Source organism: Streptomyces sp. NPDC001594 (genome assembly GCF_042893675.1).
In the GTDB taxonomy this organism is placed as follows: Bacteria; Actinomycetota; Actinomycetes; order Streptomycetales; family Streptomycetaceae; genus Streptomyces.
Genome location: NZ_JBIAVB010000006.1, coordinates 367,417 through 381,673, shown reverse-complemented (window position 1 = coordinate 381,673; position 14,257 = coordinate 367,417). Strand labels below are relative to the sequence as shown.

The following is a 14,257-nucleotide window of genomic DNA, read 5'->3' as shown; positions in this document are numbered from 1 at the left end:
CCGTAGGGTCCCGGCATGATCAAGAACACCCGTACGACGCCCGCCCGCCCCGTCGACATGGAGGCGCTCTTCCCGGAGCTGACCCCCTACCGCCGCGAGGCCGTACGCCTCCACCCCCGCCCGGGGTCGCCCGCCCCCACTGACAGCTCGGTCGGCGGACCGCTGCTGTGGCCGGCGGGGGAGGCGTGGCCGGTGTGCGCGGAGGAGCACTACGAGCCGGAGTCGGCGGACCTCCACGAGGAGGCGGCGCCCATGCTTCCCATCGTGCAGGTCTACCGCGCCGACGCGCCCGGCCTGCCGTTCCCCGAGGGGACGGACCTGCTCCAGGTGGTGTGGTGCCCGTACGGCCACGGCGAGTACTGCTACCCGCTGCCGAAGGTCTACTGGCGCGACTCGGCGGCGGTGGGCGAGGTGTGCCCCACGCCGCAGCCGGCGCCCGACCTGTCCGGCTACTGGTACCCGGACCCGTGCGTGGTCCATCCCGAGACGGTGACCGAGTACCCGAGCTGGGACATGCCCCGGGAACTGTCGGACGTGCTCCGTCCGCGCATCGAGGAGATGGAGGAGCGCACCGGCCTGTACTACCACCACCACCTGGCCGACGCGCCGGGGATCAAGCTGGGCGGCTGGCCCGGGTGGACGCAGGACCCGGCCTGGCCCGACTGCGAGGGGTGCGGCGGCCGGATGGAGCACCTCTTGACGGTGGCGAGCTGGGAGGTCGACGGCGAGTCCTGGCGCACGTGGCTCCCCGAGGAGGACCGCGCCCCCGACGGCGGGCGCCCCGACTGGAAGGTCTCCGAGTCGGCGGGCCTCTGCCTCGGCGACGCGGGGGGCGTCTACGTCTTCGAGTGCCGGACGTGCCCGGACCGTCCGGTGGGGCACTGGTTCGACTGCAGCTGACCGGCTACGGCTCCCGCTTGAGGGCGCCGACGAACGCCGTCCAGGCGGGGGCGGGGATCAGCAGGGCGGGCCCGGTCGGGTTCTTGGAGTCCCGGACGGGGACGGCGGTGGGGTGGGAGTCGAGGACCTCGACGCAGCTGCCGGATTCGTTCCCGCTGTGCGACGACTTCCGCCAGACATCGCTGACTTCCAGGCAACTGTCCGCGTTGCTGCCGCTGTACGAGGACTTGCGCCAGTCGGGCAGCATGGACGCGTCGGGGAGGACGTGCTCACTCATGGTGTCCGTATTCCTTTGCTGTTGCCCGCAGGAAGGCGATGGATTCCTGGCGGGGCAATGCGTCGCCTAGTGCGAAATCGTAGGCTGCGTGCAGGCGTTCGACAACGTGAGGGCTGTCGTGCAATTTGGCGGCGAGGATCGCCTCCGTGTAGCCCGCAGGCGGCTGATCTGCGAATCGCATGAGGGTCGGCATGGCCTGTGCAAGCGGGTGGGGACCCACGGAAAACGGAAGCACATGCAACCGAATGCGATGTGACTCGGCAAGGTGCGCGATGTGCAGCAATTGCTCAGCCATGATGTCCTCGCCGCCGATCGGGCGGCGCAGCACCGCCTCATCGAGCAGCGTCCACACCACGGGTGGGACGGGCTTGGTGAAGACCTGTGCTCGTTCCAGTCGTGTGACGACGATCCGGTCACACTCTTCGTCGCTCCAGGGTGGGAACGCCGTGCTGAGCACAGCGCGCATGTACGCCTCGGTCTGGAGGATCCCGGGCACGAACGAGATGGCGAACTCCCGGATTTCCGTCGCCTGCTGTTCCAACTGCCGGGCCGCCTCGAAGTAGTCGGCGACGGCCACGTCCTGCTGCGGCAGGAAGCTGCTCAGCACGTCCCCCGTCCCCAGCGCCCGGTCCAGCCGCACCGCGTCCTCCCGGGACGGGGTCCGGCGGCCGGCCTCGATGTGGGCGATGTGGGTCCGGGTCATCAGGGCCTCGTCGGCCAGCTGTTGCTGCGTCAGGCCCGCCGCCTTCCGTTGGGCCTTCAGCCAGTCCCCGTAGATGTTGCTCATGGTCAACTCCCCTGTGACCGGGTCGAAGTCACGCCGCCCGCCCTGGCGAGCCTACTCCCGACCGTCTCACTCTGTGAGCGGATCGCTACACAGTGAAGGGAATCGGGAATGGCGCACGAACAAGGGCGGCTGCTGCCGTGGGTCACCGGGGACGGGCAGCCCTGCTACCTCGTCACCGACGGGCAGGGGTACCTCTCCCGCGTCGCGGACGACATGGAGCGCGTCCAGCTCGGCGTGGCCGTCGAACTCCTCGGCCACGCCGACGACATGCTCGGCGACTACGGCGCCACCGGCGCCCAGCTGCGCTACCTCGGCCGCCGGATGGCCGAGTCGCTGCGGGACGTGCACCGGATCGCCGTCAGCCGGGGGGCCCGGATGGCCGAGCCGGTGCTGGACTGAGCCACCGCAGGGCGAACCACAGCTCCATGCGGGTGTCCGCGTCGTCCAGGTCGGCGTCGTCCAGCAGGGCCGCCGAGCGGGCGATCCGCTGGCGGACCGTGTTCCGGTGGACCCCCAGCGCCGCCGCCGTACGGTCCCAGCTGCCGTGGTGGGCCAGCCAGGCGCGCAGGGTCTCCCGGAGGGTGGGGGAGAGGGAGCCGAGCAGCGCCTCGGCGTGGGCGCGGGCTTCCGCTTCGCCGACCAGGCCCGTGACGCCGGGGTCCGTGTGGCGGGCGAGCGGGGTACGGGAGGCCTCGGCGCGGGTCAGGGCGCGGCGGGCCTGGGCGTCGGCCGTGCGCAGCTCCGCCGGAGCGGCCGGGGCGCTGACCCCGAGCCGCCACCCCGGCTGCGGGGCGGGCTCCCGGTCGGTGAGGAGGCGTACGCCGTCCCCGTGCGGGTCCAGCAGTACGGTGCCCAGCGCCGCCGCGAGGGCCCGGGGGTCGGCGCCGCCCCGGGCGTGGACGGCGTACCAGGGGCCCGGGGTGAGGGCGGCGTCCGGGTCGCCGTCGAGCAGGAGACGGGTCAGCGCGGCCGGCTCCGCGCCGGCCGGGCCGCTCGCCGTGAGCAGGGTCAGCAGGACGGCGCCGACCGAGGCGATGGTGTGGTCGCCGGGAGCCCGGCCGGGGGTGGCCAGGGCCAGCACCCGGCCGCCGCCCACCGCGTAGGCGGCCAGACGGGTGCCGCCCAGGCTGTCGGTGGCGGTGGCCGGGCTCCCCGGAGCCACCCGCAGCGCCAGCCCCGCCAGCGCCGCCCGTACCTCCTCGCCGGGCTCCCCTCCGGCCGCCGCGCCCCCCGGCCCCGCCGCACCCCGCGGCCCCGGTTCCCACAGGGCCGCCCAGCCGCCCAGGGCCGCCGTCAGGCGGGAGAGGACCGCCGGGACGGGGTCCGGGCGGGCGGCGGCCGCCGCCAGGGACCGCTGGGCTTCGGTGACGCGGCGCAGCTCCCGCGTGCGGGCCTCCGCCATCAGCCGTCCCACCCCGCGGGCGACCGCCGTGAAGGGGGTCCCCGGCGGCACCTCGACCAGCGGCAGCCCGTACCGCTCGCACGCCTCCGCCAGACCCGCCGGCACCACCTCGTGCACCGGGGTCACGCCGAAGCCGAGCGCGGCGGCCCCGGCGCGGGCGAGCCGGTCCACATAGGCGGCCGCCCCGGCCCCCGTCAGCTCGGCCCCGGCCGTCAGCAGCAGCTCACCGCCCAGCAGGTACGGGGACGGGTCCGCCATCTCGGAGGCGTGCACCCCGTGCACCTCCGCCTCCGCCGGCCCGGCGAGGTGCCGCAGCCCGAGCCCCCGCTCCCCGAGCAGCCCCGCCAGCCCCACGGGCGGCGTCATCGGCTCCCCGGCGGGGGCCGCCGCGGCCGCCGCCCCGGGCCCTGCCTCGGTCATGGATACTCCGTACATTTCAGCGCGGCCAGATGGATGAAACGTACCCTCCCCGCCCCCGCGCGGCACGCTTACGCTCGAAGGACCGCACACAGCAGGACCACCGCAGGACCACAGAAGGGCACCCCCCATGAGCACCGAGCAGACGCCGCGCGGCCCCGTCGACTCCTCCCGCATCCCGCGCTACGCCGGTCCGGCGACCTTCGCCCGCCTGCCCCGCCTGGACGAGGTCGGCTCCGCCGACGTCGCCGTCGTCGGCGTGCCCTTCGACTCCGGTGTCTCCTACCGCCCCGGCGCCCGCTTCGGCGGCAACGCCATCCGCGAGGCCTCGCGCCTGCTGCGCCCGTACAACCCGGCGCAGGACGCCTCCCCGTTCGCCCTCGCCCAGGTCGCGGACGCCGGTGACATCGCGGTGAACCCCTTCAACATCAACGAGGCCGTCGAGACCGTCGAGGCCGCGGCCGACGAGCTCCTCTCCGCCGGCTCCCGCCTGATGACCCTCGGCGGCGACCACACCATCGCCCTCCCGCTCCTGCGCTCGGTCGCGAAGAAGCACGGCCCGGTCGCCCTGCTGCACTTCGACGCCCACCTGGACACCTGGGACACCTACTTCGGCGCCGAGTACACCCACGGCACCCCGTTCCGCCGCGCCGTCGAGGAGGGCATCCTCGACACCGAGGCGCTCTCCCACGTCGGTACCCGCGGCCCGCTGTACGGCAAGCAGGACCTCGACGACGACGCCAAGATGGGCTTCGGCATCGTGACCTCGGCGGACGTCTACCGCCGCGGCGCCGACGAGATCGCCGACCAGCTGCGCCAGCGCATCGGCGACCGCCCGCTGTACATCTCCATCGACATCGACGTCCTGGACCCGGCGCACGCGCCCGGCACCGGCACGCCGGAGGCGGGCGGCATGACCTCCCGCGAGCTGCTGGAGATCATCCGCGGTCTGTCCTCCTGCAACCTCGTTTCCGCCGACGTGGTCGAGGTCGCCCCGGCGTACGATCACGCCGAGATCACCTCGGTCGCGGCCTCGCACACCGCGTACGAGCTCACCACGATCATGAGCCGCCAGATCGCCGCCTCGAAGGCGAAGTAACACCCGGCGAGGCGAACACGGCGGCCGTACGAAGGGCACGCAAGCACGTGACGCACGACCACGACCTGGTTCTCCGCCCCACCGCCGCCCAGACGGCGGCCGCCCTGGCCCCGCCGCCGGGCCGCACGGGCGGGGACCTGGTCGTGGAGACGCTGCGCGGCCTCGGCGCGACCACCGTCTTCGGTCTGCCGGGGCAGCACGCGCTCGCCCTCTTCGACGCCGTCGGCCGCTCCGACCTGCGGCTGGTCGGCCTGCGGACGGAGAACAACGCGGGCTTCGCCGCCGACGCCTACGGCCGCCTCACGGGCGAGGCGGTCCCGCTCCTGCTGTCCACCGGCCCCGGGGCGCTCATGTCCCTACCGGCCCTCGCGGAGGCGGCCGCCGCCTCCGCGCCCGTGCTGGCCCTCTCCTCCCAGGTGCCGTCCCCGGGCCTGGGCGGGGGCCGGCGCGGGCACCTGCACGAGCTGCGCGAGCAGTCCGCGTCCTTCCGCGACGTGGTGAAGTCCGTCCACATCGCCCGCACCCCCTCCCAGATCCCCTCCGTGGTCGCCGAGGCCTGGGAGTCGGCCCTGAGCGCGCCGCACGGCCCCGTCTGGGTGGAGATCCCCGAGGACGTGCTTCGCGCCGAGACGGTGATTCCGCAGGTCACGGGCATGGACGCGAGCCCGCACGAGCTGGCCCCGCGCCCGGAGCTGACCGCGCTGGCCGCGCACTGGCTGTCCCGGGCCGCCCGACCGGTGATCATCGCGGGCGGCGGCGTCATCCGCGCGGACGCCGCCGGCAAGCTCAAGCAGCTCGCCGAGCGCCTGAACGCCCCCGTCGTCACCACCTTCGGCGGCAAGGGCGCCTTCCCCTGGACCCACCCGCTCTCCCTCCAGTCCTGGCTGGAGGACCGCCACATGACGGACTTCCTGGAGGACGCCGACGTCCTCCTCGTGGTCGGCTCGGGCCTGGGGGAACTCAGCTCGAACTACCACACGTTCTTCCCCACGGGCCGGGTCGTCCAGATCGAGGCCGACCTCGGCAAGCTGGAGTCCAACCACCCGGCGCTGGGCATCCACGCGGACGCCCGCCTGGCCCTCCAGGCCCTCCTGGAGACGGTCGAACCCCGTGAGGACGCCGACGCCCCCGCCCGGGTCCGCGCGGTCCTCGACGCCATCGCGGCCCGCCTCGCCGCCCAGGACCTCACCCTGGAGCAGGGGCTCCTCACCTCGATCAGGTCCGCCCTCCCGCCCCGCTCCCCGTCCTTCTGGGACATGACGATCCTGTCCTACTGGGCCTGGTCGGCCTTCGACGCCAAGCACCCCAACACCATGCACTCGGCCCAGGGCGCCGGCGGCCTCGGCTACGCCTTCCCGGCCGCCCTCGGCGCGGCGGTCGCGGAGCCGGGCACCCCGGTCCTCGCGGTCTCCGGCGACGGCGGCGCGATGTACTCCGTCGCCGACCTCGCCACCGCCAAGCAGTACGAGCTCGACGTCACCTGGCTGATCGTGGACGACGGCGGCTACGGCATCCTGCGCGAGTACATGACGGACGCCTTCGACGGCCGTACCACCGCCACCGAACTCACCCGCCCCGACTTCGTCGCCCTGGCCCACTCCTTCGGCGTCCCGGCGTCCACCACGACCCCGTCCACCCTCCGCGAGAACCTCGCCGCCGCCCTCGCCATCCCGGGCCCCTCGGTCCTGGTCCTCCCGACCACCCTGAAGATGTTCGCCCCGACCCACCTGGGCCAGGGCGGCTAAGCGGCGGCTAAGCGGCCTCGTGATGCTGGGCGGCGAAGACGACGTGGGACGTCTCGCCGACCAGCTTGAGGGTCAGCTCGGATTCCATGGCGCGGGCGAGCCGTGCCAGCAGAGGCACCGTCGGTACGGTCCCGCCCAGCTCCAGCTTCGACACCTGGGGCTGGGTCATACCTGCCCGGCGCGCGAGCTCGGTCTGCGAGATGCCGAGCTCGGTGCGACGGTCGTACACCGCCTGCCCGAGCTCGAAGGCGAGCCGGATCTCCTCCCGCTGCCGTGTGGTCTCGGCGGGCTCGGCCAGGCCCTGCGCCACCTTCCGGTCCCGCGAGAGCTTCCACTGAGCGTGGCTGACCATGGCGATTCTCCCTTCTAGACGTCACGGGTATACACGTCGACCGCTGGTCCATGGGAGGACTCGCATACCCGGCCGGCACGCACGGCCCGATCCACTTCTGCGACTTCGCGCTGCTTCGTCTTCCTGAAGACGGTCAGCAGCACGATCCTCCGGTCATGAGCGAGGCGGTACGAGAGGCGTACCGCCTCACGGTTGTGGCCGAGCATGAAGCGCAGCTCGCGGACGCCGCCTCCCAGGTGTCGCGCGTATGGCTCCCCGAGGGTGGTCGGTGCGTCGACGAGAAGTCCTACGACATGCTCTGCCACCAGGTAGTCGGCGTCCGACAGGTTCATGAGCCACAGCCGGACCTCCGGCTCGATCTCGACCGTGAAAAGGTCTTCCATATAGCTGAACGTATAGATATTCCAGTGTATGGCGGGGGGTGCGACGCGTGAAGCCGCCCGAACGAGTGAGCTCCCGCCGGTCCCGCTACCGGAGCCGCCCGTCCGGCCGCTCCCCGCGTGCGCCGGAGGCGCCGTACGCGGATGTTCGAATTGTTGCGGCGGGATGAAATCCGCCGGTCGGAGCGTTGGGGGTCTCGGCAGGACAGGACCTACGGGGAGGCACCACGTGACGGCGGCAGGGGAGAAACAGGGCTGGGGCAGGCGGCTGGCCGCCTACACCTGGCGGTACAGGCTCAACGTGCTGCTGGCGCTCGGCTCCTCGCTGGCCGGCATGGCCGTCATGGCGCTCGTGCCGCTCGTGACCCGGACCATCATCGACGACGTCATCGGGGACGAGACCAAGGCGATGGCCCCCTGGGCGGGCCTGCTCGTCGGCGCCGCCCTGCTCGTCTACGTGCTGACCTACATCCGCCGCTACTACGGCGGCCGCCTCGCCCTCGACGTGCAGCACGACCTGCGCACCGACATGTACGCGACCATCGCCCGCCTCGACGGGCGGCGCCAGGACGAGCTGTCGACCGGCCAGGTCGTCGGGCGGGCCACCAGCGACCTCCAGCTGATCCAGGGCCTGCTCTTCATGCTGCCCATGACCATCGGCAACTTCCTGCTCTTCGGGATATCCCTGGGCGTGATGGTCTGGCTGTCGCCGGTGCTGACCGTGGTCGCGCTGCTGATGGCCCCGGCCCTGTGGTTCATCGCCAAGCGCAGCCGCAAGAAGCTCTTCCCCGCCACCTGGTACGCGCAGAGCCAGGCCGCCGCCGTCGCCACCGTCGTCGACGGGGCCGTCACCGGCGTGCGCGTGGTCAAGGGCTTCGGGCAGGAGGCGCAGGAGACCGGCAAGCTCCGAGAGGCCGGCCGCAGGCTGTTCGGCGGCCGGATGCGCGCCATCCGGATGAACTCCCGCTACACCCCCGCCCTCCAGGCCGTCCCCGCGCTGGGCCAGGTCGCCATGCTGGCCCTCGGCGGCTGGCTGGCCACCCGCGGGCACATCACCCTCGGCACCTTCGTCGCCTTCTCCACCTACCTCGCCCAGCTGGTCGGCCCCGTCCGCATGCTGGCCATGGTGCTGACCGTCGGCCAGCAGGCCCGGGCCGGCGTCGAGCGGGTCTTCGAGCTGATCGACACCGAGCCGGTGATCCGCGAGGGGACGCGGGAGCTGCCGGCCGACGCACCCGCCACCGTCGAGTTCGACGACGTCCGCTTCGGCTACGACCCCGAGCGGCCCGTCCTCGACGGGTTCTCGCTCACCGTCGCCGAGGGCGAGACCGTCGCCGTCGTCGGGGCGTCCGGATCCGGCAAGTCCACCGTCTCCCTGCTCCTGCCGCGCTTCTACGACGCCGACCACGGCACCGTCCGCGTCGGCGGCCACGACGTGCGCGAGCTGACGTACGACTCGCTGCGCGCCGCCATCGGCCTGGTCCCCGAGGACTCGTTCCTCTTCTCCGACACCATCCGCGCCAACCTCGCCTACGGCCGCCCCGACGCCACCGACGAGGAGATACGCGCGGCCGCCCGCGCGGCCCAAGCGGAATCGTTCATCCAAGCGCTCCCGGCCGGCTACGACACCAAGGTCGGCGAACAGGGCCTGACCCTCTCCGGCGGCCAGCGCCAGCGCATCGCGCTCGCCCGCGCCCTCCTCACCGACCCCCGGCTCCTCCTCCTCGACGACGCCACCTCCGCCGTCGACGCCCGCGTCGAGCACGAGATCCACGAGGCCCTGCGCGCCGTCATGGCCGGCCGTACCACCCTGCTGATCGCCCACCGCCGCTCCACCCTCGCCCTCGCCGACCGGATCGCCGTGCTCGACGGCGGCCGCCTCGCCGACCTCGGCACGCACGAGGAACTGGAGCGCCGCTCCGCCCTCTACCGCCGCCTGCTCACCGACCCCGAGGCCCTCGGCGCCGGCTCCCCGCGCACGCCCGACGCGCTCTCCATGGCCGAGTTCGAACGGGACATGGGCCGCGACGTGGAACGCGACCTGGAACGGGACATCGAGCTCGAGGCCGAGATCGACTCCGAGCCCGTGAACGCCAAGCGGCGCGTGGTCGACGGGGTCACCCCCGAGCTGTGGCGGCGCCAGGACAAGGCGGCCGAGGAGCCCGCGCCGGGCGCCACCCCCGAGCTGCTCGCGCAGGTCGCCGCCCTCCCGCCGGCCGACGACCGGCCCGAGGTGGACGAGGAGCGGGCCGCGGCCGCCGAGGACAGCTACGGCCTGCGCCGGCTGCTGCACGGCTTCTGGGCCCCGCTCGCCGTCAGCCTCGGCCTGGTCGCCCTCGACGCGGGCGCCGGGCTGCTGCTGCCGGTGCTGATCCGGCACGGCATCGACCAGGGCGTGGAGAAGGCCGCCCTCGGTGCGGTGTGGGCGGCCGCGCTCCTCGCCCTGGCCGTCGTGACCGCCCAGTGGGCCGCGCAGTTCGCCGAGACCCGGATGACCGGCCGTACCGGCGAGCGCGTGCTCTACGCCCTGCGCGTCAAGATCTTCGCCCAGCTCCAGCGCCTCGGCCTGGACTACTACGAGCGCGAGCTCACCGGCAAGATCATGACCCGGATGACCACCGACGTGGACTCCCTCTCCAGCTTCCTGCAGACCGGGCTGGTCACCGCCGTCGTCTCCGTCCTGACCTTCTTCGGCATCCTGGTCGCCCTGCTCGTCCTCGACCTCGAACTCGCGCTGATCGTCTTCGCGACCCTGCCCGTGCTGGTCCTCGCCACGGTCGTCTTCCGCCGCAAGTCGGTCGCCGCGTACGAACTCGCCCGCGACCGGGTCAGCCTGGTCAACGCCGACCTCCAGGAGTCCGTCGCCGGGCTGCGCCTGGTCCAGGCCTTCCGCCGGCAGCACGACGGCGCCGTCCGCTTCGCCGAGCGCAGCGACTCCTACCGCCAGGCCCGGGTGCGCGGGCAGTGGCTGATATCCGTCTACTTCCCCTTCGTCCAGCTGCTGTCCTCGGGCGCGGCGGCGGCCGTGCTGATCGTCGGCGCCGGCCGGGTCGAGGCGGCCACCCTCACCACCGGCGCGCTGGTCGCCTACCTGCTCTACATCGACCTGTTCTTCGCCCCGGTCCAGCAGCTCTCCCAGGTCTTCGACGGCTACCAGCAGGCCACCGTCTCCCTCGGCCGCATCCAGGACCTGCTGCGCGAGCCCACCACCACCCCGCCCCCGGCCGCGCCCCGCGAGGTCGACTCCCTGCGCGGCGAGATCGCCTTCGAGGACGTGCGCTTCGCGTACGCCACCGCCGAGGAGCGCGGCGAGAACGGCGAGGCGCTGGGCGGCATCAGCCTGCGGATACCCGCCGGGCAGACCGTCGCCTTCGTCGGCGAGACCGGAGCCGGGAAGTCCACGCTGGTCAAGATGGTGGCCCGGTTCTACGACCCGACCTCCGGCCGGGTCACCGCCGACGGCACCGACCTGCGGGAGCTGGACCTGACCGGGTACCGCCACCGGCTGGGGGTCGTCCCCCAGGAGTCGTACCTCTTCCCGGGGACGGTCCGCGACGCCATCGCCTACGGGCGCCCGGAGGCCTCCGACGCCGAAGTGGAGGCGGCGGCCCGCGCGGTCGGCGCCCACGACATGATCGCCACCCTTGACGGCGGCTACCTGCACACCGTCGCCGAGCGCGGCCGCAACCTCTCCGCGGGCCAGCGCCAGCTGATCGCCCTGGCCCGTGCCGAGCTGGTCGACCCGGACGTGCTGCTGCTCGACGAGGCCACGGCGGCCCTGGACCTGGCCACCGAGGCCCAGGTCAACCAGGCCACCGACCGGCTGGCGGGCAAGCGCACCACCCTGGTGGTGGCCCACCGGCTGACCACCGCCGCCCGCGCCGACCGGGTGGTGGTCATGGAGCGCGGCCGGGTCGTCGAGGACGGCGGCCACGCCGAACTGCTGGCCCGGGGCGGCCGCTACGCCCTGCTGTGGCGGACCTTCGCAGGGGAGGACGAGCCGGCCGCCGCCTAGCGGACCCGTCAGGAGGCCGCCCCGGGTGTCAGAGCTCGCCGAAGAGCAGGTTGCCCGGGGCGTCCTCGTCCTCACCGGTGTAGTACTCGCGTACCGCGTCGAGGAGTTCCTCCACCGACAGGTAGCCGTCGTGGTTCTTGTCGATCCGCTCGAAGAGGGCGTCCGCGGCGGCGGGCTCCAGCCTGGTGTCGAAGGCCAGCTGGGCCTTGTGGAACTCCTCGGGGCTGATGTGCCCGTCCCCGTTGGTGTCGACGACCGTGAGCATCGCCTTCATCATCGGCCGGAAGGACTTCTCGTAGGCCGGGCCGCCGTCCTTGTAGAGGCGGGTCATCCCGTCCCGGTACTGCTGCGGCGTCAGCTTCTGGTCCTGGCCCACGCCCAGCTCGTTGAAGAGGTCCACCCAGAAGTCGGTGAGCCCGCGGAACACCTCGGTCGCCTTGGGGGAGTCGGCGGGCTCGGCCAGTGCCGTCAGCAGCCGGGAGCCGAGCGCGATCATGTCCTTCTCGTCGATCACGCCGTTGTCGTCCGCGTCCAGGTGCGCGAACGCACGCTCCAGCTTCCGGTCGAGCAGGTCGGTGGTCGTCATGGGAGGACGCCTTTCGTGACTACGGTGGGCATGCGGTCGATCGCCCAGGGTAGTGCAACCTTCCGGGGGTCCGGCGCGTCGTACGTACGTCAGTACGTGTTACGTACGACCGATCGGGGGGTCAGGGTGTCTCAGGGGTGCAAGGCGCGCGGGGCGCGGCGGCGGGGGGTGTCCCTCGGGGTGTTCGGGGCGGCGCTCTGGCTGGCCGTGGGCGGGGTGTTCGCGGCGGCGCCGCGCGCGGCGGCCGCCACCGGCGGCTGCCCGGGCGAACTGGTCCGGACGCTGTCCCTGCCGGACGCCGAGGTGCGCGTGTACAAGAGCCGGACGCAGGTCTGCGCGGTCACCGTCGCCCTGCACCCCGGGGCGCGCCGCCACCTCGCGGTCAGCGTTCAGCCGCGCGGCGGGGTCCCCGTGGGCGATGCGGGGCAATTCACCCGCTACGCGGGCCCCGTCACCGTCGCCGCGATCAACCGGTGTGTGTATGTAAAGGGCGGTGTCGTGGCCGGAACCGTGGAATCCGGCTGGATCCTGTGCTGACGTAGCGGCCCAACCGGTACTGTTCACGGGCGTGTTGACCCCGCTAGGTTCACGGCGACCACCAGTGGACCGAATGGGGAGAGTGCATGCGCAAGACGCTTGGCCGACTGCTGCCGCTCGCGGTGCTGATCGGCACCTTCGGCTCGGTCGGCCTCACGGCTCAGGCGGCCACCGCCGCAGAGCCGGCCGCCGCCGCGCCGACCACCGCGGGGCAGGGCGCCACCGCGGACATCAAGGACCGGATCCTCGCCATCCCGGGCATGAGCCTGATCGAGGAGAAGCCGTACCCGGGCTACCGGTTCTTCGTGCTGAACTACGAGCAGCCGATCGACCACCGGCAGCCGTGGAAGGGCACCTTCAAGCAGCGCATCACCCTGCTGCACAAGGATGAGTCCCGGCCGACGGTGTTCTACACCTCCGGCTACAACGTCAACACCAGCCCGCGCCGCGCCGAGCCGACGACCATAGTCGACGGCAACCAGGTGTCCATGGAGTATCGATTCTTCAACCCGTCCCGCCCCGACCCGGCGGACTGGTCGAAGCTCGACATCTGGCAGGCGGCCAGCGACCAGCACCGGATCTACACCGCCCTCAAGAAGATCTACTCCAAGAACTGGCTCGCCACCGGCGGCAGCAAGGGCGGGATGACGGCGACGTACTTCGAGCGGTTCTACCCGCGCGACATGGACGGAGTCGTCGCCTACGTCGCGCCCAACGACGTGGTCAACAAGGAGGACTCGGCCTACGACCGGTTCCTCTCCAAGGTCGGCACCAAGGAGTGCCGCGACAAGCTGGCCGGCGTCCAGCGCGAGGCCCTGGTCCGCCGCGAGCCGCTGGAGGCCAAGTACCGGGAGGCCGCCGCCGCGAACGGCTGGACCTTCAACACCGTCGGCAGCCTGGACAAGGCCTTCGAGGCCGTCGTCCTCGACTACACCTGGGCCTTCTGGCAGTACAGCCTGCTCTCCGACTGCGGCACGATCCCCGACGCCAAGACCGCGACGGACCAGCAGATCTGGGACAGCGTCGACACCATCTCCGGCTTCTCGGCCTACGCCGACCAGGGCCTGGAGACGTACACGCCGTACTACTACCAGGCCGGCACCCAACTCGGCTCGCCCGACATCAAGCAGCCCTGGCTGAAGGGCCTGAGCCGCTACGGGTACCAGCCGCCGCGCGACTTCGTGCCGCGCGACATCCCCATGACCTTCCAGCCGGGGGCCATGGCGGACGTGGACACCTGGGTGCGGAACAACGCCCACCAGATGCTGTTCGTGTACGGGCAGAACGACCCGTGGGGTGCCGAGCCCTTCCACGTCGGCTACGGGGCCACCGACAGCTACGTGATGATCGCACCGGGCGCCAACCACGGGGCCAACGTCGCCAAGCTCCAGGACGGCGAGCGGGCCCTGGCCACCGCGCGGATCCAGCAGTGGGCCGGAGTCGCCCCCGCCGCCGGCCCCGCCGGTTCGGCCACGGCGAAGGCCGTTCCGCAGCCGGCCCCGCTGGCCGCCCCGGACCCGGAGCTCGACCGGACCGACCTGCGCCACGACTCGCTGCGGCCCTAGGTCGTCTCTTTCGGATCTTGCCGGTTAAGCCCGCGTCGTCCGGTGCCGTGCATCGGCGCCTTGGCGGGGCGCCGCCGTACTGGACGTACTTGGTGCCCCGCCAAGGCGGCGAGGTGCGGTGCCGGGCGGCGCGGGTCTGGGGGCCCCTCCCAGCGGTAGCTGGGGGAGCAAGATCCGGAAGAGACGGCCTAGCCG

13 protein-coding genes are annotated in these 14,257 nt (G+C 72.7%); 7 read left to right on the top strand and 6 right to left on the bottom strand.

The genetic code is table 11. The annotated features are described in order from the left end of the window. The first annotated feature begins 15 nt into the window (after positions 1 to 15). Positions 16 to 900, top strand: coding sequence for a DUF1963 domain-containing protein (locus tag ACFY0O_RS15550; protein ID WP_388947198.1), 885 nt, complete (start codon positions 16 to 18; stop codon positions 898 to 900). A gap of 4 nt (positions 901 to 904) precedes the next feature. Here the strand turns inward: ACFY0O_RS15550 and ACFY0O_RS15545 are convergent, their stop codons facing one another. Further along, positions 905 to 1,177, bottom strand: coding sequence for a DUF397 domain-containing protein (locus ACFY0O_RS15545; RefSeq protein ID WP_388947196.1), 273 nt, complete (start codon positions 1,175 to 1,177; stop codon positions 905 to 907). Then, the gene (locus tag ACFY0O_RS15540; protein WP_388947194.1) at positions 1,170 to 1,964 is read right to left on the bottom strand and encodes a Scr1 family TA system antitoxin-like transcriptional regulator; all 795 of its coding nucleotides are present in this window, start codon (positions 1,962 to 1,964) and stop codon (positions 1,170 to 1,172) included. The genes ACFY0O_RS15545 and ACFY0O_RS15540 overlap by 8 nt, the downstream gene beginning before the upstream one ends. A gap of 108 nt (positions 1,965 to 2,072) precedes the next feature. On the opposite strand from ACFY0O_RS15540, the gene ACFY0O_RS15535 reads away from it, so the two are divergent. Further along, positions 2,073 to 2,363, top strand: coding sequence for a hypothetical protein (locus ACFY0O_RS15535; protein WP_388947192.1), 291 nt, complete (start codon positions 2,073 to 2,075; stop codon positions 2,361 to 2,363). On the opposite strand, the gene ACFY0O_RS15530 is transcribed toward ACFY0O_RS15535, so the two are convergent. Continuing rightward, positions 2,323 to 3,786 (bottom strand): PucR family transcriptional regulator ligand-binding domain-containing protein, encoded by a 1,464-nt coding sequence (locus ACFY0O_RS15530; protein ID WP_388947191.1) that lies wholly within the window; start codon positions 3,784 to 3,786, stop codon positions 2,323 to 2,325. The two genes, ACFY0O_RS15535 and ACFY0O_RS15530, sit on opposite strands and share 41 nt — an antisense overlap. Before the next feature lie 127 nt (positions 3,787 to 3,913). Between ACFY0O_RS15530 and speB the strand changes: the two genes are divergently transcribed. Both speB and ACFY0O_RS15520 read left to right on the top strand, forming a co-directional pair. Further along, positions 3,914 to 4,882, top strand: coding sequence for an agmatinase (gene speB, locus ACFY0O_RS15525; protein ID WP_388947189.1), 969 nt, complete (start codon positions 3,914 to 3,916; stop codon positions 4,880 to 4,882). Between the two features lie 47 nt (positions 4,883 to 4,929). Next, the gene (locus ACFY0O_RS15520) at positions 4,930 to 6,627 is read left to right on the top strand and encodes a thiamine pyrophosphate-binding protein (protein ID WP_388947187.1); all 1,698 of its coding nucleotides are present in this window, start codon (positions 4,930 to 4,932) and stop codon (positions 6,625 to 6,627) included. A gap of 7 nt (positions 6,628 to 6,634) precedes the next feature. On the opposite strand, the gene ACFY0O_RS15515 is transcribed toward ACFY0O_RS15520, so the two are convergent. After that, on the bottom strand, positions 6,635 to 6,979 hold the full coding sequence (locus ACFY0O_RS15515; protein WP_388947185.1) for a helix-turn-helix domain-containing protein: 345 nt from the start codon (positions 6,977 to 6,979) through the stop codon (positions 6,635 to 6,637). Between the two features lie 14 nt (positions 6,980 to 6,993). Continuing rightward, positions 6,994 to 7,362 (bottom strand): type II toxin-antitoxin system RelE/ParE family toxin, encoded by a 369-nt coding sequence (locus tag ACFY0O_RS15510; RefSeq protein WP_388947183.1) that lies wholly within the window; start codon positions 7,360 to 7,362, stop codon positions 6,994 to 6,996. A gap of 226 nt (positions 7,363 to 7,588) precedes the next feature. On the opposite strand from ACFY0O_RS15510, the gene ACFY0O_RS15505 reads away from it, so the two are divergent. Further along, complete coding sequence (locus ACFY0O_RS15505; RefSeq protein ID WP_388947181.1) at positions 7,589 to 11,374, top strand: ABC transporter ATP-binding protein; 3,786 nt, start codon at positions 7,589 to 7,591, stop codon at positions 11,372 to 11,374. 28 nt (positions 11,375 to 11,402) lie between these two features. Here the strand turns inward: ACFY0O_RS15505 and ACFY0O_RS15500 are convergent, their stop codons facing one another. Continuing rightward, positions 11,403 to 11,960: an EF-hand domain-containing protein gene (locus tag ACFY0O_RS15500; protein ID WP_388947179.1), complete on the bottom strand. Its 558-nt coding sequence runs from the start codon at positions 11,958 to 11,960 to the stop codon at positions 11,403 to 11,405. A gap of 168 nt (positions 11,961 to 12,128) precedes the next feature. On the opposite strand from ACFY0O_RS15500, the gene ACFY0O_RS15495 reads away from it, so the two are divergent. Together ACFY0O_RS15495 and ACFY0O_RS15490 are read left to right on the top strand one after the other, a co-directional pair. Further along, a complete protein-coding gene (locus tag ACFY0O_RS15495) occupies positions 12,129 to 12,497 on the top strand; it encodes a hypothetical protein (RefSeq protein ID WP_388947177.1) in 369 nt (122 codons plus the stop codon). An 86-nt stretch (positions 12,498 to 12,583) separates the two neighbouring features. After that, positions 12,584 to 14,062 (top strand): S28 family serine protease, encoded by a 1,479-nt coding sequence (locus ACFY0O_RS15490; protein WP_388947175.1) that lies wholly within the window; start codon positions 12,584 to 12,586, stop codon positions 14,060 to 14,062. Positions 14,063 to 14,257: the final 195 nt, after the last annotated feature.